Origin of the sequence: Myxococcus sp. AM011 (assembly GCF_013372595.1) — a bacterium.
In the GTDB taxonomy this organism is placed as follows: Bacteria; Myxococcota; Myxococcia; order Myxococcales; family Myxococcaceae; genus Myxococcus; species Myxococcus eversor.
On sequence record NZ_JABXEM010000004.1, the window covers coordinates 68720 to 91090 of the forward strand.

General features: G+C 69.7%; 3 protein-coding genes. All 3 read left to right on the forward strand.

Annotated elements, in window-relative coordinates:
- Positions 1-4 precede the first annotated feature (4 nt).
- The 3 genes from HUW62_RS01750 (at position 5) to HUW62_RS01760 (ending at position 22359) form a co-directional block, all read left to right on the forward strand.
- Positions 5-1000: an NAD(P)-dependent alcohol dehydrogenase gene (locus HUW62_RS01750; RefSeq protein ID WP_176433368.1), complete on the forward strand. Its 996-nt coding sequence runs from the start codon at positions 5-7 to the stop codon at positions 998-1000.
- 74 nt (positions 1001-1074) lie between these two features.
- Complete coding sequence (locus HUW62_RS01755) at positions 1075-2430, forward strand: glycosyltransferase family 87 protein (protein WP_176433369.1); 1356 nt, start codon at positions 1075-1077, stop codon at positions 2428-2430.
- 369 nt (positions 2431-2799) lie between these two features.
- Positions 2800-22359, forward strand: coding sequence for a non-ribosomal peptide synthase/polyketide synthase (locus tag HUW62_RS01760; protein ID WP_176433370.1), 19560 nt, complete (start codon positions 2800-2802; stop codon positions 22357-22359).
- The last annotated feature ends 12 nt before the right edge of the window (positions 22360-22371 follow it).

Here is a 22371-nt window from a genome sequence, read left to right on the forward strand (position 1 = left end):
CGACATGGCAGCCCACACCAATCCCTTGGAAGAGACCCAGATGAACGCCATCGTTCTGGAGCGGCATGGGCCGCCCGAGGTGCTGCGGGTGCGGCGGCTTCCCATTCCGGCCTTGCAGGACAAGGGCGTGCTGGTGCGCGTGCGGGCCACCGCGGTGAGCCCGGGTGACTGCCGGATGCGCGCCAGCAAGCCTCCTCGGGGTGAGCAGAGTGGCCCGAAGCGCGTCGGTCTGGACGTGGCGGGCGAGGTGGTGAGCGTGGGCGCCGCCATCACCCATCTGCGGCCAGGAGAGCGCGTGTATGGCTTCAGCATGCGGTCCGTGGCGAGCGCGGAGTACGCACTCTTGCCCGGCTCCGCCCTGGCCGTGATTCCCGCCTCGCTGACGTTCCAGCAGGCCGCCGCGGTGCCCCTTTCCGCCACCACGGCGCTGCAGGCGCTGCGGGACGTGGCGAAGGTGAAGCAGGGTGAGCGGGTGCTCGTGGTGGGGGCCTCGGGAGGCGTGGGCACCTTCGCCGTGCAGCTTGCCCGCATCCTCGGTGCCGACGTCACGGGGGTGTGTTCCGCGCGGCATGTGGCGCTCGTGCGGGAGCTGGGCGCCGGCCGCGTGCTGGACCACGGCCAGACGGACTTCACGAGAGAGCCGGAGCGCTACGACGTCGTGTTCAACACCACGTTCGCCCGCTCCTTCGTCGCGTGCCGCCAGGTGCTGGCGCGGACGGGCCGGTACGTCACCGTGGCCCTGCCTCCGCCCTGGGTGGACAGGGTGGCCTCCTCCCTGCTCCCCGGGCCGCGCCTCCTGATGGCTTCCGTCACGCCGCGGGGCGACGACTTGCGGCAGCTCAGCGCCTGGATTGACGCTGGCCAGCTCCGGCCCGTCGTCAGCCAGGTGTTCCCCTACACGCGCTTCGCGGATGCCCACAGGGCCTCCGAGGCCGGACAGTCCGGCGGCAAGCTCGTGGTCGACATGGAGTCGCTCAACGAGGCCGGGGCCTCCCTCTAGCAACGGGGCCAGAGACCTCGCTCGCGAACTGGGATGCCGGACCCATTCGAACTTCAGTCCCTGGCCTTCCATCCATGAAAAAGCAGAGCTCCTTTGGCATCACGTCCCCGCCCGCATCCAGCCAGGTCTCCGCGCCCCAGGCCGGCGCGTATTGGACGCACCTGTTGCTGCTCGTCCTGTTCGTCGCGGTGACGCTCGCCACGCGCGAGCTGCTGTGGCTCCCCAAGCAGCGCGACCTCGACTTCAGCGCGTATTGGACAGCGGCCCAGCTCGCGTTCTCGCCCGAGGGCGCGCCCTATGACTGGAGGACGCTGTCGCGTCTGGGCAGGGAGTGGATGCCCGAGCGCACCCAGGTCCCTGCCTTCATCTACACCCCGGTCTCGCTGCTGGCGTTCGGGGTGTTCAAGGGGCTGGAGTTCACCACCGCGGCCGGCATCATGCTCGTCGTCAACATCCTCGCCTCGGCGGCCGCGTTCGCCTTCCTGGCGCGCATGCTCGAGCTGAGGAACTCGCGGCGGATGTTCCTGTGCTGGGCCATCTACACGCTGTGCTTCGCGCCCATCTACGACTCGCTGGGCCTGGGGCAGGTGAACCCGGTGCTGCTGCTGCTGCTGTGCACCGTGTGGTACGCGTACCGAGGCAACCGCGCGGCGTGGGCCGGGGGCCTGGCCGCGGCGGCCGCGGTGTTCCTCAAGTTCCACTTCGGCCTGCTGTTGCTGCCGGTGCTGCTGCGCGGACAGTGGAGGCCGGCGCTGTGGGGCACCGCCTTCCTCGTGCTGGGCGTGGGCCTGTCCGCGGCCCTCTTTCCTTTCGACGCATGGGCGCAGTGGCATGAGCATGTCGTGAGCGGCAGCTCGCTCATCCGCATGCCCAGGGGAATACCGGGTGTCTCGGAGCAGTCGAACCTGAGCCTGCCGGGGCTGACGGGCCGCTTCCTCCTGAAGAACCCGGCGTTCCCCAACAACCCCGTCCCGAGGGAGCTGGCCTCCCTGGTGGCCACGTCGCTGTGCGCGGCGCTCGCCTGCGTCATGGCCTGGGTGTTGTGGCGCTCCAGCCGCATGCCGCGGACGCCCGAGCGGGCCGACCTGGAGATCTGCCTCGTGCTGGCCACGGCCTTCGAGGTGTCTCCCATCTCCTGGGGCCCCCACCTCGTGTTCCTTCTCCCGGTCCTGTACCTGCTGGGCCGCGACGTCGTGCTGGCGCCGGGGGCTCCCGCGCCACAGCGGGTACTGCTGGGGACCCTCATCGTCGTCCTGGCCTTTCACCCCTACTTCCTCAGGCTCCAGGACGTCACGGCCATGCTGGTGGTGGCCACGCTTCGCGCACTGGCGACGCTCACCGTGTGGAGCGCCATGGCGCTGCTGCTGCTGCGCCTGTCTCCAGCGCGGGAGCCCACGGCAGCTTCCTCCCCGGCCTCGTGCACCGGATGAGCGACGCCAGCGGGCTTTCCAGGGCCACCCTGGCTTTCCAATCGGCACCGTAAAATCTAGAATGACTGTTAAGTATTTAAAGCCAGGAATGCCTGAATGATGATGTGCCTGCCAGTGCCTCACCGGCTCCCGGCGCTCTGGGACGCCCCTGATACCTTCGCCCGCGGGCGCTTCTCTCTCGAGGGCGTCGCATCGGGTGGCGGGCAGGAAGTCGGCCCCACCCCGCGGCCTCGCAGGAGGCTCCAGGCCTCCGGCCGTTCTCCGCCGTGTGCGTGGCCCTCCAGGGCTCGCCTGTCCCTCGGCCGCTGAAATTCCTCTCGTTCTCTCTTCGCGCGTCTCCTCCGCGGGCCGCCCCGAGTCGCCACCTCCATGTCTTCTCCGTCCCCCGCCCCCCGCTCCACCACGCTGCTCGACCTGCTCGACGGGCGCGTCGCTGACAAGCCCGACGCCCTCCTCTACCGCTTCCTCGAGGACGAGGCCGAGCCGACGCTCAGCTACGCGCAGCTTTCAGCGCACGCCCGCCGCATCGCCGGCGCCCTCCAGGCCGTGGCGGCCTCGGGGGAGCGCGCCGTGCTGCTCTACCCTCCGGGACTCGAATACATCGCCGGCTTCTTCGGCTGCCTCTACTCGGGCCTCGTCGCCGTCCCCGCCTATCCGCCGGACCCCTCGCGCCTGGAGCGCACCCTGCCCCGGCTTCGCGCCGTCATCCGCGACGCCCAGGCCACCGTGGTGCTCACCACCTCCTTCATCCTCTCCATGGGCGACTTCCTCTTCGAGCACGCCCCGGACTTGAAGGACCTTCACTGGCTGGCCACCGACGCGCTGCCCTCGGACGCCGCGGCGTCGTGGCAGCGGCCCCAGTTGTCCTCCGACTCGCTGGCCTTCCTTCAGTACACCTCGGGCTCCACCGGCACGCCCAAGGGCGTGATGCTCACCCACGCCAACCTGCTGGACAACCTGAGCCACATCCACCGCTCGTTCGGCGCGAACGACGACAGCGTGGGTGTCATCTGGCTGCCGCCCTACCACGACATGGGCCTCATCGGCGGCATCCTCGAGCCGCTCTACGGTGGCTTCCCCGTCGCGCTGCTCTCCCCACTGGACTTCCTCAAGCGTCCGCTGCGCTGGCTGGAGGCCGTCTCACGTTTCGGCGGCACCATCAGCGGCGGACCCAACTTCGCCTTCGAGTTGTGCACGCGGAAGATTTCCCCTGAGCAGCGCCAGCAACTGGACTTGAGCCGCTGGGAGCTGGCCTTCTGCGGCGCGGAGCCCATCCGTCCCGAGACGCTGGAGCGCTTCGTCGAGGCCTTCGGCCCGTGCGGATTCCGGCGTGAGGCCCTCTACCCCTGCTACGGCCTGGCCGAAGGCACGCTGATTGTCACCGGCGTGCAGAAGGGCACGGGCCCCGCGCAGCACGCGGTGAAGGCGGAGCCCCTGGGCCGCAACCGCGTGGAGCCCGCCGAGGCCGACGCGCAGGACGCTCGCGTGCTGGTGGGGAGCGGACAGACGATGCAGGGCCAGCAGGTCCTCATCGTCGAGCCCGAGTCGCTGCGCGCGTGCGAGGCGGGCCAGGTGGGTGAAGTCTGGGTGCGTGGCGCCAGCGTGGCGCAGGGCTACTGGCAGCGTCCGGAAGAGACGGCGCGTGCCTTCAATGCGAGGACGGCCGACGGCCACGGGCCCTTCCTTCGCACCGGGGACCTGGGCTTCCTGCGCGGGGACGAGCTCTTCGTCACCGGCCGTCTCAAGGACCTGCTCATCCTTCGCGGCCGCAACCACTACCCGCAGGACCTGGAGCTGACGGCGGAGCAGGCCCACCCGACGCTGCGCCCCGGTTGTGGCGCGGCCTTCAGCGTGGAGGTGGAGGGCGAGGAGCGCCTGGTGCTGGTGCAGGAGGTGGACCCGCGCCGGCAGCTGGCCTCCGTGGAGGAAGTGCTCGCGGCGGTGCGCCAGGGGCTGGCGGAGCTGCACGAGGTGCAGTTGCACGCGCTGGTGCTCATCGAGCCCGGCAGCATTCCCAAGACATCGAGCGGGAAGATTCAGCGTCAGGGCACGCGCGCGGCCTGGCTCGCGGGCGAGCTGCGGGAAGTGCTGGCGTGGCGCGAAACAGTGGCCACCGCTCCCACGGCCGAAGCGCCCGAGGCCTCGGGCGAAGGAGCGCTGGACACCGCCGAGTCGATTGAGAACTGGCTGCGGCAGCGGCTGGCCGCGCGCGCGGGCGTGCGAGTGGAGGCGGTGGCCTCGGACGAGCCCATCACCCGATATGGCCTGGACTCGCTGGGCGCCGCCGAGCTGGCGCACGACGCGGAGCGGGCGCTGGGCGTGGCCCTCTCCATGGACGCGCTGCTGCGCGGGCCCTCGCCTCGCGAGCTGGCACTGGAGCTGCTCGCGGCCCGGTCCTCGGCCCTGGCGACCCGGGGAATGCCGGCGCTGGAGCGCGGTGAGGACACCGGACCGGCGCCGCTGTCCTTCGCCCAGCAGCGCTTGTGGTTCCTCCAGCAGCTCGAGCCCACAAGCCCCGTCTACAACATCCCCGCCGCCCTCCGGCTGGAGGGGGCGCTGGACGTGGCCGTGCTGCAGCGCTGCTTCGACGTCCTCGTCCAGCGCCACGAGGCGCTGCGCACCACGGTGGCCACCACTGACGGCCAGCCCGTGCAGTTCGTCTCCCCCTCTCTCACCGTGGCGCTGCCGGTGGTGGACCTGCGCGGTGTGCCCGAGGCGCGGCGTGAAGACGAGGCCCGCAACCACGCCCTCGCGCAGGCGCGACATTCCTTCGACCTGGAGACCGGTCCGCTGCTGCGCGTGGTGTTGCTGCGGCTGGCCGAGCGCACCCACGTGCTGTCGCTGACGATGCACCACCTCGTCTCCGACGGCACCTCCATGGGCGTGCTCGTCCGCGAGTTGGCGGCGCTCTACGAGGCGCTGGCCGCGGGCCGCCCCTCGCCCCTGCCCGAGCTGCCCGTGCGCTACACCGACTACGCGCGCTGGCAGCGCCAGTGGCTGCGCGGCGAGGTGCTGGACTCTCAAGTGGCGTACTGGCGCACGCAGCTCTCTGGCGCCCCGCACGCCCTGGAGCTGCCCACCGACAAGCCTCGCCCCACGGCGCAGTCCTTCCGCGGTGCCAGCGTGCCGGTGCGCCTGCCGCGTGAGCTGACCCAGGCCCTCAAGTCCCTGGCGCGCAGCGAGGGCGGCACTCCCTTCATGGTGCTGCTCGCCGGCGTCCAGGCGCTGCTTCACCGCTACTCCGGCCAGCAGGACGTCAGCGTCGGCACCGCCATCGCCGGCCGCCGCCGCGCCGAGCTGCAAGGCCTGGTGGGCTCCTTCATCAACAACCTGGTGCTGCGCACCCACCTCTCCGCGGAGCTGACCTTCCGCGAGCTGCTCGGCCGGGTGCGCGAGGTGACGCTCGGCGCGTACGCGCACCAGGACGTTCCCTTCGAAAAGCTGGTGGAGGAGCTGCGGCCCCAGCGCGACCTGGGCCGCTCCCCCTTCTTCCAGGTGATGCTCCTGCTTCAGCAGGACCCGCTTCCCTCCGTGACGCTGCCGGGCCTGTCCCTGCTGTCGCTGGACGTGGAGTCTCCGGCCGCGAAGTACGACCTCACGCTGTCGCTGACGGACACGGCCGACGGGCTGATCGGCACGCTGGAGTACAGCACGGACTTGTTCGAGGCCGGCACCGCGCGGCGGATGGTGGCGCACCTGGGCGCGCTGCTGGCCGGCGCGGTGGCTCAGCCCGGCCAGTGCATCGGCGCGTTGGAGCTCTTGTCCCCCGAGGAAGAGCGCCGGGTGACGCGGGAGTGGAACAACACCGCCACGCCCTTCGAACGTCAGGCCACCCTTGCCCAGCTCTTCTCGGCGCAGGCAGCGCGCACGCCCGAGGCCGTGGCCCTGGTGTGCGGTGACTCCGCGCTGACGTACCGGGAGCTGCAGGCACGTGCCTCCGCCCTCGCCCACCAGCTTCGCGCCCGCGGCGTGCGGCCCGGTGCTCTCGTCGCCGTGTGCGCCTCGCGCTCCGTGGAGCTGGTGACAGGGCTCCTGGGTGTCCTCGAGGCCGGTGGCGCCTACGTCCCGTTGGACCCTTCCTACCCCGCGGAGCGCCTGGCCTTCATGCTTCGCGACTGTGGGGCTCGCGTCCTGCTCACCCAGCGGAACCTGGCCGGCACTGTCCCGGCGGCGGGCATCGAGTGCGTCTTCCTGGACGAGCCCGGCCAGGCCGGCAGCGTCGCGGACATATCCCCGTCCGGTGGCGCCCACCCCGAGGACCTCGCCTACGTCCTCTACACCTCCGGCACCACTGGCACCCCCAAGGGCGTCATGGTGCAGCACCGCAACGTCGCCAACTTCTTCGCGGGGATGGATGCGCGTCTGGGCGTCTCTTCCTCCGGCACCTGGCTGGCCGTCACCAGCGTCTCCTTCGACATCTCCGTGCTGGAGCTGCTGTGGACGCTGTGCCGCGGCTTCAAGGTCGTCGTGCACACCGAGGCCGAGCAGGGCCAGGTGGCCGAGTCTCTGCTGCGACACGCCGTCACCCACCTGCAACTGACGCCTTCGCGCGCCCACGCGCTGCTCACCGAGTCCCGTGGCCTCGAATCGCTCGCCTCTGTGCGCCAGTTGCTCGTCGGCGGCGAAGCCCTGCCGCCAGAGCTCGCCACCCGGCTGCGCGGTGCCCTGCGCGGCGGCGTGCTGATCAACATGTACGGCCCCACCGAGACGACCATCTGGTCCTCCACGCACACCGTGGAAGCAGTGACAGGGCCCGTCTCTATCGGTACCCCCATCGCCAACACGGCCCTCTACATCCTGGATGCGTGGCTGCGTCCGGTGCCGGTGGGCGTGGCCGGAGAGCTCTACATCGGCGGTGAGGGCGTCGCCCGCGGATACCTGGAGCGTCCCGCACTGACCGCCGAGCGCTTCGTGCCCGACGCGTACTCAGCCACGCCGGGTGCGCGCATGTATCGCACCGGCGACCTGGTGCGCTGGCACGCGGACGGAACGGTGGAGTTCCTCGGCCGCGTCGACCAGCAGGTGAAGGTGCGCGGGTACCGCATCGAGCTCGGCGAGGTGGAGGCGGTGCTCGCCCGGCACCCGTCCGTGCGCGCGACGGTGGTGGCGGCACGCAAGGACGGCCCGGCGGAGGCACGTCTGGTGGCCTATGTGGTGCCCTCGGCGCCTGGGATGGACCTGGCGGCGCTGCGCGGCTTCCTGCGCGAGCAACTGCCCGAGTACATGGTGCCCTCGGCCTTCATGGCCCTGGACGCCTTGCCCCTGACTCCCAACGGCAAGGTCGACCGCAAGGCCCTCCCGGCTCCGGACCTCGCCCGGCCCGAGCTGGGCGCGGAGTACGTGGCGCCGCGCACGCCCGTGGAGGAGGCGCTCGCGCGCGTCTGGAGCGAGCTGCTCGGAGTGGAGCGGGTCGGCGCGCTCGATGACTTCTTCGACCTGGGCGGCCACTCCCTGCTGGCCACCCAGGTCGTTGCCCGCGTGCGGTCGCTCTTCTCCACGGAACTGCCGCTGCGCGAGCTCTTCGAGGCACGCACCGTTGCCGCACTGGCCGCGCGCATCGACGCCTCCATCCAGGCCCACCGCGATGTCAGGCAGCACCCGTCGATGCGGAAGCTGCCCCGCACCGACACGCTGCCACTGTCCTTCGCGCAGCAGCGCCTGTGGGTGCTCGACCGGCTGGAGCCGGACAGCCCTCTCTACAACATGCCGGCCGTCCTCCGGCTCCAAGGCGCGCTGGACGTGCACGCCCTGCGGAAGACCTTCGACGCGGCCATCCTCCGCCATGAGGGCCTGCGCGCCACCTTCCACACCGCCCACGCCATGACGGTCCAGCGCATTGCCTCGGACGTCGTCCTGGCCCTGCCGGTGGTGGACCTGTCCACCGTCCCGCACGCCTCCCAGGATGCCGAGGTGGAGCGCCGCATCCTCGTCGAAGTCCAGCGCCCGTTCGACCTGAGCCGCGCTCCGCTGATGCGCGTGCTGCTGCTGAAGCTGGCCGAGCGCGAGCACGTGCTGGTGCTGACCATGCACCACATCATCTCCGACGGCTGGTCCATGGACATCCTCGTCCGTGAGATGGCCGCCCTCTACGAGGCCTTCACAGCGGGCCGTCCCTCGCCCCTGCCCGAGCTGGCCTTCCAGTACGCTGACTTCGCGGCCTGGCAGCGCCAGTGGCTGGAAGGCGAAGTGCTCCAAAGCCAGCTCGGCTGGTGGCGCCAGCAGCTCGACGGCATTCCTCAACTGCTGCAACTGCCCACCGACAAGCCGCGTCCGACAGCGCGCACCTACCGCGGCGCCACCCGCGTCCTCACCCTGCCGGCCCAACTGGCCTCGTCGCTGCGCGAGCTGAGCCAGCGAGAGGGCGTCACGCTGTACATGACGCTGCTGGCCGCCTTCGACCTGCTGCTGGCCCGCTACTCCGGTCAGACGGATATCGTCGTCGGCACCGACATCGCCAACCGCACCCACTCGGAGACCGAAGGCCTCGTCGGCTTCTTCATCAACCAGCTCGTCATGCGCACGAAGCTCGACGGTGACCCCACCTTCCGCGAGCTGCTGGGCCGCGTGCGCGAGGCCTCTCTGGGCGCCTACGCCCACCAGGACGTGCCGTTCGAGGAGCTGGTGCGCGCGCTCAACCCCGAGCGCAGCCTCGGCCACGCGCCCCTCTTCCAGGTCAAGCTCGTCCTCCAGAACCTGCCTCAGCCTCGGCTGGAGGTGCCCGGCCTCTCCATGGAGCTGCTGCCGGTGGACGACCACACGTCGAAGTTCGACGTCACCGTCGAGTTCACCGACTTGCCGCACGGGCTCGATTTCCTGTGCGAGTACAGCACCGACCTGTTCGAGGCACAGACCATCGAGCGGATGATGGGCCACCTGAAGACGCTGCTGGAGTCGGCCGTGGCCGCTCCGAGTCTGCGCCTCTCTCAGTTGTCCATGCTGCCGGCTTCCGAGCGCCAGCAGGTGCTGGTGGACTGGAACCAGACGCACCAGGAGCGTCCGGACTCCACCGCACACCAGCTCTTCGAAGCCCAGGTGCAGCGCACGCCTCACGCCCCCGCCGTCAGCTTCGAGTCCTCCTCCCTCACCTACCTTCAGCTCAACTCCCGCTCCAACCAACTCGCTCGCCACCTGCGCTCCCTCGGCGTCGGCCCCGACACTCTCGTCGGACTGAGCGTCGAGCGCTCTCTCGACATGGTCGTGGCCATGCTCGGCGTGCTCAAGGCCGGTGGCGCCTACGTCCCGCTGGACCCCAGCTACCCCGCCCAGCGCCTGGCCTTCATGCTTCAGCAGGCACGGCCTCCCGTGCTCCTCACCCAGCAGCACCTCGCGGACGAGCTCCCCAGCCAGAGTGAGATGCTCTTCTGCCTCGACTCCGACTGGGCCCAGCTCGCTTCGCTTCCCGACGACAACCTGACGCCCGTGGCCCAGGCCGACCAGCTCGCCTACGTCATCTTCACCTCCGGCTCCACCGGCCAACCCAAGGGCACACTGCTGACGCACCGGGGCTTGTGCAACACCGCCCTCGCCGCCGCGGGCGCGCTGCGCCTGGAGCCGGGACAGAAGGCCCTGCAATTCGCCGCCTTCGGCTTCGACGCCTCGGTGTGGGAATGCTTCTCGGCCTTGCTCAGCGGCGCCCAGCTCTGCCTCGCACCGCGCGACGCCCTCATGCCCGGCCTGCCCCTTCACTCGCTGCTGCAACAGCAGGCCATCACCACCGCCACCTTGACGCCCTCGGTGCTGGCACAGACTTCACCCGACGGCCTGGACTCGCTGCGCACGCTCGCCTCCGCTGGTGAGGCCCTGCCTGCTGAATTGGCCCGACGTTGGGGCCAGGGCCGGCTGCTTCTCAACGCCTACGGCCCCACCGAAGTCACCGTCTGCGCCTCCGTGACTCCCGGCCCCGTCAATCCCAATCACCTCACCATTGGTCGCGCGCTGCCCAACGTGCAGTTGTACGTCCTCGACTCCGCCCTGCACCCGGTGCCCCTCGGCGTCCCGGGAGAGCTCTTCGTCGGCGGCCCCGGCCTCGCTCGTGGCTACCTGCACCGCGCCGACCTCACCGCCGAGCGCTTCGTCCCCCATCCCTTCAGCACCACGTCCGGCGCACGCCTGTACCGCACCGGGGACCGCGTGCGGTGGCTGGCCTCGGGTGAGCTCGACTTCCTCGGCCGGGCCGACTCTCAGGTGAAGCTGCGGGGCTTCCGTATTGAGTTGGGTGAAGTCGAAGCCGTGCTCGCTCAGCACCCGTCCATCCACGAGGCCGTCGCCCTCGTGCGTGAGGACGTGCCCGGTGACAGCCGCCTCGTCGCCTACGCCGTGCTGACTGACGGCCACGAATTGGACACGGCCGCGCTGCGAGCCCACCTGCTCCAGCGGCTGCCCGAGTACATGGTGCCCTCCGCCTTCGTCGCACTGAAGGCCCTGCCCCTCACCTCCAACGACAAGCTCGACCGCAACGCTCTGCCCGCTCCGGACCGGGCGGGGTCCGATCTGAACGAGGAAGACAGCGCCGCTCTCGGAGAGACAGAGGAGCGAATCGCGGCCATCTTCGCCGAGCTCCTCACCCTGGAGCGCGTCGGCCGCAATGACAGCTTCTTCGAGTTGGGCGGTCACTCGCTGCTCGCCACGCAGGCCGTCTCGCGCATCTACGAGACCTTTGGCGTGGAGCTGTCGCTGCGCGATGTCTTCGAGGCACCCACGGTCGCGGGGCTCTCCAGCCTCCTGGTGAAGCAACTCACCGAGGCACAGCGCAATCCCGTGGAGAAGCAGGTCGCCGCCATCTTCACGGAGCTGCTCAAGGTGGAGCGCGTGGACCTGGACGACAGCTTCTTCGAGCTGGGCGGACACTCGCTGCTGGCCACGCAGGCGGTCTCGCGCATCTACGAGACCTTCGGCGTGGAGTTGGCCCTGCGCGACATCTTCGAGGCCCCGACCGTGGCCAGCCTCGCCGCGCTCCTCTCGAAGCAGGCAGGCATCGTCATTCCCGAGCAGTCCGCCGTGGAAGACGGAAAAGTCTCGGCGCCGCGCATCCTGCCGGTGCCCAGGACGCAGGCCCTGCCCCTGTCCTTCTCCCAGCAGCGGCTGTGGTTCCTCGACCAGCTCGAGCCGGGAAGCGCGACGTACAACATCCCGGCCGTGGTCGGGATGGAGGGCGAGCTGGACATCACGGCCCTGGAGCGCGGCTTCAACGCGCTCGTCCAGCGCCACGAGTCCCTGCGCACCACCTTCCTCGCCGAGTCCTCTGGCCCCATCCAGGTCATTGCCTCGAAGCTCCCGGTGCCGCTCACGGCCGTGGACCTGACGCACCTGCCCGAGCATGAGCGCCAGCAGCAGATGCTCCGCCTGGCGCGCGAAGAGGCATCGCAGCCGTTCGACCTCGCCCGGGGGCCGCTGCTGCGCACCACGGTGCTGCGGCTTGGCGAGCGCGAGCACGTGCTCCTGCTGAACATGCACCACGTCGTCTCCGACGGCTGGTCTCTGGGCGTGCTCATCCGTGAGATGGCGGCGCTATACGAGGGCTTCATCTCCGGCCATGAAGCGACGCTGCCCGAGCTGCCCATCCAGTACGCCGATTACGCGTCCTGGCAGCGCGGCTGGCTCCAGGGAGAAGTGCTGGAGAGGCAGCTCGCATACTGGCGCCAGCAGCTCACCGGGGCGCCGGAGTCGCTGGAGCTGCCCACGGACAGGCCTCGTCCCGTGGTGCAGTCCTTCCGTGGTGCCCAGCAGCCCGTGGCGCTCTCCAGGGAGCTGTCCGAGGCGCTCAAGGCCCTGGCGCAGCGTGAGGGCGTCACTCCCTTCATGGCGCTCCTCGGCGCGTGGCAGGTGCTGCTGTCGCGTTACTCGGGCCAGGACGACTTCAGCGTCGGCTCGCCCATCGCCGGCCGCACGCGGGGCGAAACGGAGGGGCTCATCGGCTTCTTCGTCAACACCCTGGTGCTGCGCACGAAGCTGGACGGGGAGCTCTCCGTCCGAGAGCTGCTCGCCCGCGTGCGTGAGACGACGCTGGGCGCCTACGCCCACCAGGACGTGCCCTTCGAGAAGCTGGTGGATGCGCTGCAGCCGGAGCGCAGCCTCAGCCGCACGCCGCTGTTCCAGGTGATGTTCATCCTGCAGAACGCGCCCATTCCCGAGCTGGCCCTGCCGGGCCTCTCCCTGAAGCCGGTGCCGGTGGACAGCCACACCTCGCGCTTCGACCTGACGCTGACGCTGGAGGACACGAAGGACGGCTTCCGCGGGACGCTCGACTACAGCACGGACCTCTTCGAGTCCTCGACGGTGGCCCGCATGGCGGGGCACCTGCGGCGGCTGATTGAAGGCATGGTCGCCGACCCGCGGCAGCTCACGTCCTCGCTGCCGTTGCTCTTGGACGCGGAGCGGCACCAGGTGCTGGAGGGCTGGAACGACACGGCCTACGACTACCCGCGCGACTCCTGCATCCACGACGTCTTCGCCCAGCAGGTCGCCCTGCGCCCCGACTCCATCGCCTTGGAGTCCGCGGACCAGCGACTCACCTACCGCCAGCTCGACGAGCGCGCCAACCAGCTCGCCTGGCTCCTCCAGCGCCATGGCGTCGGCCCCGACTCTCGCGTCGCCCTCTGCCTGGAGCGCTCCGTCGAGCTCGTCGTCTCCCTGCTCGCCATCCTCAAGGCCGGTGGCGCCTACGTGCCCCTCGACGTGGACTACCCGCGCGAGCGCCTCGCCCACATGCTCGAGGACGCACAACCTCAGGTCCTCCTCACCTCTGGTGCCCTCGCCTCGCGCCTGCCCACCGAAGGCCTGACGCTCGTCCTGCTCGACGAGGTCTCCGACGCCCTGGAGCGGCAGCCCACCTCCGCGCCCGCCTCCTCCACCACCTCGCGCAACCTGGCCTACATCGACTTCACCTCCGGCTCCACCGGCAGGCCCAAGGGCGTCTGCATCGAGCACCGCTCCGTCATGCGCCTGCTGCTGGGCCGCGTCGACTTCATGGAGCTGGGACCCCAGCACTCCTTCCTGCTCATCGCCCCCATCTCCTTCGATGCCTCCACGCTCGAGGTCTGGGGACCGCTGCTCCACGGTGGCCGGCTCGTCCTCTTCCCGCCCCACGCCCCCAATGACGTGAGCGAGCTTCAGCTCGTCCTGGAACGCCACCGCGTCTCCACCCTCCACCTCACCGCGGGCCTCTTCACCCAGATGGTGGACGCAAACCTCGAGGGCCTGCGCTCGGTGAAGCAGTTGCTCACCGGCGGCGACGTCGTCTCCGCGCCCCACGTGCGCCGCGTGCTGGAGGAGCTGCGCATTCCGGTGACGGCCTGCTACGGCCCCACCGAGTCCACGCTCTTCGCCTCCTGCTTCCGCATGACGGATGCCTCCCAGGTGGGCGCCTCCGTCCCCATTGGCACCCCCATCGGCAACACCCGTCTGTACGTCCTCGACTCCCTCCTGCGGCCTCTCCCGGTGGGCGTGCCCGGCGAGCTCTTCATCTCCGGTGACGGCCTGGCGCGCGGCTACCTTGGCCAGCCCGAGCTCACCGCCGAGCGTTTCCTCCGAGACCCCTTCAGCCCCGAGGCCGGCGCTCGCATGTACCGTACCGGAGACCTGGTGCGCCGCCGCGCCGACGGCGTGCTGGAGTTCCTCGGACGCGCCGATACGCAGGTGAAGATCCGTGGCTTCCGCATCGAGCTGCCGGAGGTAGAGGCGGCGCTGCTGAAGCACCCGGCCATTCACCAGTCCATCGTCGTCGCGCGAGAGGACCATGGCCTCAAGCGCCTGGTGGCCTACGTCGTCGGCGAGGCCTCCGTGGCCGAGCTGCGCGCGCACCTCAAGGAGCGGCTGCCGGAGTACATGATTCCGGGTGCCTTCGTGCGCCTCGATGCGTTGCCACTGACGGCCAACGGCAAGGTGGACCGCAAGGCGCTGCCCGCCCCCGACAGCCTGCAGCCCGAGGTGTCCTCGGCCTATGAGGCCCCGCGCGATGCCACCGAGCAGACGCTGGTGGACATCTGGTCCAAGGTGTTGGGCCGCGCCCGGGTCGGCATCCGCGACAACTTCTTCGAGTTGGGAGGCGACTCGATTGTCAGCCTGCAGGTGGTGGCGCGGGCGCGCCAGGCCGGGCTGCGGTTGTCGCCGCGCCAGCTCTTCCAGCACCAGACGGTGGAAGCGCTGGCCGCGGTGGCCCGGCAGGACCCGTCCAACCTGGGAGAGCAGGGGTTGGTGCGGGGGCCGGTGCCGCTCACCCCCGTGCAGCATGCCTTCTTCGAGTCCTCGCCGTTGCCGCACCCCTTCAACCAGGCCCTGCTGCTGCAGGTGCGCACGCCCCTGGACGCCTCCGTGCTCGAGGACGCCCTGCGCCGACTCGTCGAGCACCACGATGCGCTGCGCATGAAGTACTCGCCCCAGCCCGAGGGCGGATGGAGCCAGCATGCCTCGGGCCTGGAGGCCCCGCTGCACCTGGTGCGCGTGGACCTGACCTCCCTGCCCGAGTCCCAGCAGGCCCAGGCCCTGGAAGCCGAGGCCACGCGACTGCAAGCCAGCCTCTCGTTGGAGGAGGGCCTGCTGCTACGCGCCGCCCACATTTCGCTGGGCGCTGACCGTCCAGCCCGTGTGCTGCTGGTGGCCCACCACCTGGCGGTCGACACCGTCTCCTGGCGCGTGCTCGTCGAGGACCTGGAGAGCCTCTGCACCCAGCTGCGCTCGGGCAAGAAGCCCGAGCTGCCGGCCAAGTCCACATCGTTCAAGGCCTGGGCCGAGAAGCTCCAGCAGCACGCCCACTCCGAAGCACTGACGCACGAGTTGGACTACTGGCTGAACGACGCCAGGGCCCAGGTGCGTCCGCTTCCGGTGGACCGCGCCGCCGGCCCCAACACCTTCGCCTCGTCTCGCACCTTCAGCCTCTCGCTGGACGCCGACGAGACGCGCACCCTGCTGCACGAGGTGCCCGCCGCCTACCGGGCCCGCCTCGAGGACGTCCTGCTGGGCGCGCTCACCCAGTCCCTCCGCCAGTGGACGGGCCACGGCTCCGTGCTGGTGGAGCTGGAAGGCCATGGCCGCGAGGACCTCTTCGAGGGCGTGGACCTGTCGCGCACCGTCGGCTGGTTCACCGCCACCTACCCCGTCCTCTTCCAGTTGCCCGACTCCTCCTCGCCGGGCGACGCGCTGCGCGCCGTGCGCGACGAGCTGCGCCGGCTGCCCAACAAGGGCCTGGGGTACGGACTGCTGCGGCATCTCACCTCTGGAGAGGCCGCCGCTCGCCTCCGCGCCCTTCCGCGCGCCCAGGTCTCCTTCAACTACCTCGGTCAATTCGACGCCGCTAGCAGCGCCACCTTCGCCCTGGCGAATGAGTCAGTGGGTGAATCGGTGGCTCCAGGCCACGAGTCGAGCCAGCAGCTCGAGGTGGGTGGACTCGTGCGCGGAGGCCAGTTGCATCTGTCCTTCACATACAGCACGCACCTGCACGAGCGCGCCACCGTGGAGGCGCTCGCGCAGGGGCTCTTGTCCGGTCTGCGCGCGCTGATCGCCGGGCGCACCACCGAGGACGCGCGCCGCTTCACTCCGGCGGACTTCCCAATCGCCGCCCTGGAGCAGGACGCGCTCGACCGCCTCCTGAAGCGCCTCGGTCCGGACCTCGAGGACATCTACCCGCTCTCCCCGATGCAGCAGGGCATTCTCTTCCACACCCTGCTCGCCCCTGACTCGGGGGTCTACTTCGTCCAGTCCTCGTTCCGACTCCAGGGCCACTTCGATCCGCAGCGCTTCCGGAGCGCGTGGGAGCTGTTGGTGCGGCACAACCCCGTCCTTCGCACCAGCTTCGTGTGGGAAGGGCTGACCGAGCCGCTCCAGGTGGTGCACTCGCGTGCCGAGCTCCCCTGGCTCCAGCACGACTGGCGCGACCTTGACGCCGATCAGCAGCAGGCCCAGCGCGACGCATTCCTCGCCGAGGACCGCGCTCGCGGCTTCGACTTGACCTGCCCTCCCCTCATGCGTCTGGCCATCCTCCGCATGGGCGAGTCCTCCTGGCAGCTCGTCTGGAGCCAGCACCACCTGCTCCTGGATGGCTGGAGCGTGGGTCAGCTTCTGCAGGACCTCTTCGCCACGTACGAGGCCCTGCTGCACTCCCGTCCGCCCCGCCTGCAGCCCAGGCCTCTCTACCGCGACTACATCGCCTGGCTGCGCCACCCCTCGCGCCCCTCCACCGAGTCCTTCTGGCGCGAAAAGCTCCAGGGCTTCCGCTCTCCCACGCCGCTTCCGGGCGCGTCTTCCTCCGTCCCGGCGTCCGGCCCGAGGTCCATGGGGAAGCGCTCCCTGGCGCTCTCCATCTCCTCCACCTCTGCCCTCCAGGACTTCGCCCGCGGCCACCAGCTCACCCTCAACACCCTCCTGCAAGCCTCCTGGGCCCTGCTGCTGAGCCGCTACTCCGGCGACTCCGATGTCGTCTTCGGGGCCACCTCCGCCGCGCGCCCCGATGAGCTGCCCTCCTCTCAGTCCATGATGGGCCTTTTCATCAACTCGCTGCCGGTGCGCGTGCAGCTCGACGCCCACCAGCCGGTGCTCTCCTGGCTGCGCCAGCTTCAGGAGCGCCAGTCCGCCCAGGCAGCGTACGAGCACACCCCCCTGGTGCAGGTGCAGTCCTGGAGCCAGTTGCCTCGCGGCTCTTCGCTTTTCGACTCGCTGCTGGTCTTCGAGAACTTCCCCCTCGATGCCTCCCTACGGCAGGGCTCCGGCGCCCTCCAGGTGGTCGACAGCCAGACCTTCGATCACACCAACTATCCACTGGCGATTGGCATCACACCGGGACCGCAACTGGTGCTCACCTTCTCGTATGAGGAGGCGCGCTTCAGTCCCGAGACCATCGACCGGCTCCTTGGGCATTGGCAGGTGATACTGGAAGGGGTGGTGGCGCATGCCTCCGGGTCGCTAGGCGAAGTGCCCATGCTGCCGGCCGCCGAGCGCCAGCAGGTGCTGGTGGACTGGAACCAGACGCACCAGGAGCGTCCGGACTCCACCGCACACCAGCTCTTCGAAGCCCAGGTGCAGCGCACGCCTCACGCCCCCGCCGTCAGCTTCGAGTCCTCCTCCCTCACCTACCTTCAGCTCAACTCCCGCTCCAACCAACTCGCTCGCCACCTGCGCTCCCTCGGCGTCGGCCCCGATACCCTCGTCGGCCTTTGCGTCGAGCGCTCCCTCGACATGGTGGTGGGCATCCTCGGCGTCCTCAAGGCCGGTGGCGCCTATGTCCCGCTGGACTCCAGCTACCCCGCCCAGCGTCTGGCCTTCATGCTTCAGCAGGCCGCCGTCCCCGTGCTCCTCACCCAGCAGCACCTCGCCGACGAGCTCCCCAGCCAGAGTGAGATGCTCTTCTGCCTCGACTCCGACTGGGCCCAGCTCTCTTCGCTTCCCGACGACGACCTGACGCCCGTGGCCCAGGCCGACCAGCTCGCCTACGTCATCTTCACCTCCGGCTCCACCGGCCAACCCAAGGGCACGCTGCTGACGCATCGGGGCTTGTGCAACACCGCCCTCGCCGCCGCGGGCGCGCTGCGCCTGGAGCCAGGACAGAAGGCACTGCAATTCGCCGCCTTCGGCTTCGACGCCTCGGTGTGGGAATGCTTCTCCGCCCTGCTCAGCGGCGCCCAGCTTTGCCTCGCGCCGCGCGACGCCCTCATGCCCGGCCTGCCCCTGCACTCGCTGCTGCAGAAGCAGGCCATCACCACCGCCACCCTCACGCCCTCGGTGCTCGCGCAGACTTCGCCCGAAGGCCTGGACTCGCTGCGCACGCTCGCCTCCGCCGGTGAGGCCCTGCCCCCCGAATTGGCCCGACGCTGGGGCCAGGGACGCCTGCTTCTCAACGCCTACGGCCCCACCGAAGTCACCGTCTGCGCCTCGGTGACTCCCGGCCCCGTCAATCCCAATCACCTCACCATTGGCCGCGCGCTGCCCAACGTGCAGTTGTACGTCCTCGACTCCGCCCTGCACCCCGTGCCCCTCGGCGTCCCGGGAGAGCTCTTCGTCGGCGGCCCCGGCCTCGCCCGCGGCTACCTGCACCGCGCCGACCTCACCGCCGAGCGCTTCGTCCCCCATCCCTTCAGCACCACGCCCGGCGCGCGCCTGTACCGCACCGGGGACCGCGTCCGGTGGCTGGCCTCGGGTGAGCTCGACTTCCTCGGTCGGGCCGACTCTCAGGTGAAGCTGCGTGGCTTCCGTATTGAGTTGGGCGAAGTCGAAGCCGTGCTCGCTCAGCACCCGTCCATCCACGAGGCCGTCGCCCTCGTGCGTGAGGACGTGCCCGGTGACAGCCGCCTCGTCGCCTACGCCGTGCTGGCTGACGGCCACGAGTTGGACACGGCCGCGCTTCGCGCCCACCTGCGCCAGCGGTTGCCCGAGTACATGGTGCCCTCCGCCTTCGTCGCACTGAAGGCCCTGCCCCTCACCTCCAACGACAAGCTCGACCGCAGCGCGCTGCCCGCTCCGGAGATTTCGCGCGAGAAGGCCAAGCCCTTCATCGCTCCGCGTACGCCGGCGGAGGAGATCATCGCCGCCATCTGGCGTGAGCTGCTGGCCGTGGATGTGATGAGCACGGATGATGACTTCTTCGACCTTGGCGGCCACTCACTGCTGGCCACCCAGGTCATCAGCCGCATTCGCAATGCCTTCCAGGTGGAAGTGCCGCTGAGCGACCTCTTCGAGCTGCGCACCGTGGCAGCGCTCTCGGCGCGCGTCGAGGCGGCGGCACGGGCCGGGCATGGAGTCCAGGCTCCGCCAATCCGACCCCATGCGCGAGGGAGCGCATTGCCGCTGTCGTTCGCTCAGCACCGCCTCTTGTTCCTCAACCAGCTCGAGCCGGACAGCCCGCTCTACAACATGCCGGCGGTCCTGCGGCTGGAGGGCGTGCTGGACGCCTCCGCGCTGGAGAAGAGCTTCAACGAGCTCATCCGCCGCCATGAGGGACTGCGAGCCACGTTCCATGCGGAGCAGGGCTCCATGGTGCAGCACATCGCCCCCGAGTTGACGCTGCCTCTGCCTGTGCTGGACCTGTCCGGTGTGCCGTCCACCGAGCTGGAGGCCGAGGTAGAGCGACTTTCCAACGAAGAGGCAAAGCGTCCCTTCGAGTTGGCGCGGGCGCCGCTGATGCGCGTCACGCTGCTGCGACTGGCTGAGCGCAGACATGTGCTGCTGCTGACGATGCACCACATCATCTCGGACGGTTGGTCCATGAGCATCCTCGTGCGCGAGGTGGCCACGGGCTATGGGGCACTCATCGCGGGTCAGCCCTCGCCGCTGCCCGAGCTGGCCATCCAATACGCCGACTACGCCGCGTGGCAGCGCCAGTGGTTGGCGGGTGAGGTGCTCCAGAGTCAACTCGGCTGGTGGCGCCAGCAACTCGACGGCATCCCGCAGTTGCTCGAACTGCCCACCGACAAGCCGCGCCCGACGAGCCGCACCGTCCGCGGAGAGAACTACCAGTTCGGGCTCTCCGTGGAGCTCGTGACCGCGATGAAGACGATGAGCCAGCGAGAGGGCGTCACGCTGTACATGACGCTGCTGGCCGCCTTCGACGTGCTGCTGGCCCGCTACTCCGGACAAACGGACATCGTCGTCGGCACCGACATCGCCAACCGCACCCACTCGGAGACCGAAGGCCTCATCGGCTTCTTCATCAACCAGCTCGTCATGCGCACGAAGCTCGACGGTGACCCCACCTTCCGCGAGCTGCTCGGCCGCGTGCGCGAGGCCTCACTGGGCGCCTACGCCCACCAGGACGTGCCCTTCGAGGAGCTGGTGCGCGAACTCAACCCCGAGCGCAGCCTCGGCCACGCGCCCCTCTTCCAGGTCAAGCTCGTCCTCCAGAACCAGCCTCAATCCAAACTGGAGCTGCCAGGCCTCACGCTGGAGCTGGTGCCGGTGGACCACCGCACCGCCAAGTTCGACCTCACGCTGTCATTCAATGAGACCGAGCATGGCCTCACGGCTTCTTGCGAGTACAGCACTGACCTGTTCGAGGCGCGGACCATCGAGCGGATGGTGGGCCACCTGAAGACGCTGCTGGAATCGGCCGTGGCCGCTCCCAGCAAACGCCTCTCCCAGTTGTCCATGTTGCCGGCCGCCGAGCGCCAGCAGGTGCTGGTGGACTGGAATCAGACGCACCAGGCGCGTCCGGACACCACCGCTCACCAGCTCTTCGAAGCCCAGGTTCAGCGTACGCCTCACGCTCCCGCCGTCAGCTTCGAGTCCTCCTCCCTCACCTATCTCCAGCTCAACTCCCGCTCCAACCAACTCGCTCGCCACCTGCGCTCCCTCGGCGTCGGCCCCGATACTCTCGTCGGCCTTTGCGTCGAGCGCTCCCTCGACATGGTGGTGGGCATCCTCGGCGTCCTCAAGGCCGGTGGCGCCTATGTCCCGCTGGACTCCAGCTACCCCGCCCAGCGTCTGGCCTTCATGCTTCAGCAGGCCGCCGTCCCCGTGCTCCTCACCCAGCAGCACCTCGCCGACGAGCTCCCCAGCCAGAGTGAGATGCTCTTCTGCCTCGACTCCGACTGGGCCCAGCTCGCTTCGCTTCCCGACGACGACCTGACGCCCGTGGCCCAGGCCGACCATTTGGCCTACGTCATCTTCACCTCCGGCTCCACTGGCCAACCCAAGGGCACACTGCTGACGCACCGGGGCTTGTGCAATACCGCCCTCGCCGCCGCGGGCGCGCTGCGCCTGGAGCCGGGACAGAAGGCACTGCAATTCGCCGCCTTCGGCTTCGACGCCTCGGTGTGGGAATGCTTCTCCGCCCTTCTCAGCGGCGCCCAGCTTTGCCTCGCGCCGCGCGACGCCCTCATGCCCGGCCTGCCCTTGCACTCGCTGCTGCAGAAGCAAGCCATCACCACCGCCACCCTCACGCCCTCGGTGCTGGCACAGACTTCACCCGACGGCCTGGACTCGCTGCGCACGCTCGCCTCCGCCGGTGAGGCATTGCCCGCTGAGTTGGCCCGACGCTGGGGCCAGGGACGCCTGCTTCTCAATGCCTACGGCCCCACCGAAGTCACCGTCTGCGCCTCGGTGACTCCCGGCCCCGTCAATCCCAATCACCTCACCATTGGTCGCGCACTGCCCAACGTGCAGTTGTACGTCCTCGACTCCGCCCTGCACCCGGTGCCCCTCGGCGTCCCGGGAGAGCTCTTCGTCGGCGGCCCCGGCCTCGCCCGTGGCTACCTGCACCGCGCAGACCTCACCGCCGAGCGCTTCGTCCCCAACCCCTTCACTACCCAGCCCGGCACGCGCCTGTACCGCACCGGGGACCGCGTGCGGTGGCTGGCCTCGGGTGAGCTCGACTTCCTTGGCCGGGCCGACTCTCAGGTGAAGCTGCGTGGCTTCCGCATTGAACTGGGCGAAGTCGAAGCCGTGCTCGCTCAGCACCCTTCCATCCACGAGGCCGTCGCCCTCGTGCGCGAAGACGTGCCCGGTGACAGCCGACTCGTCGCTTACGCCGTGCTGGTGGGCGGCCACGAGTTGGACACGGCCGCGCTGCGAGCCCACCTGCTCCAGCGGCTGCCCGAGTACATGGTGCCCTCCGCCTTCGTCACACTGAAGGCCCTGCCCCTCACCTCCAACGACAAGCTCGACCGCAACGCTCTGCCCGCTCCGGACCGGGCCCTGCTGCAGGGAGTGGACTTCGAGCCGCCACGGGGCGAAATCGAAACGCAGCTCGGCGCCATCTTCATGGAGCTACTGGGCGTCGAGCAGGTTGGCCGCAACGACAGCTTCTTCGAGTTGGGCGGCCACTCACTGCTGGCCACACAAGCCATCTCGCGAGTCGATGAGCTCTTCGGTGTGCAACTGCCGCTGAGAGAGATCTTCGAAACCCCCACCATCGCCAACCTCTCCACTCACATCGAAGCCGCGCTCACGTCTCAGGTCGACCCCGAGGAACTGAGCCGGATGATGGCCGAGTTGGAAGAGGAGTCCTGAGGAGCGGCGTCC

Excerpts from the sequence above, each read along its gene's own strand:
- HUW62_RS01750 (WP_176433368.1), top strand. The coding sequence starts at position 5 with ATGGCAGCCCACACCAATCCCTTGGAAGAGACCCAGATGAACGCCATC.
- HUW62_RS01755 (WP_176433369.1), top strand. The coding sequence starts at position 1,075 with ATGAAAAAGCAGAGCTCCTTTGGCATCACGTCCCCGCCCGCATCCAGC.
- HUW62_RS01760 (WP_176433370.1), top strand. The coding sequence starts at position 2,800 with ATGTCTTCTCCGTCCCCCGCCCCCCGCTCCACCACGCTGCTCGACCTG.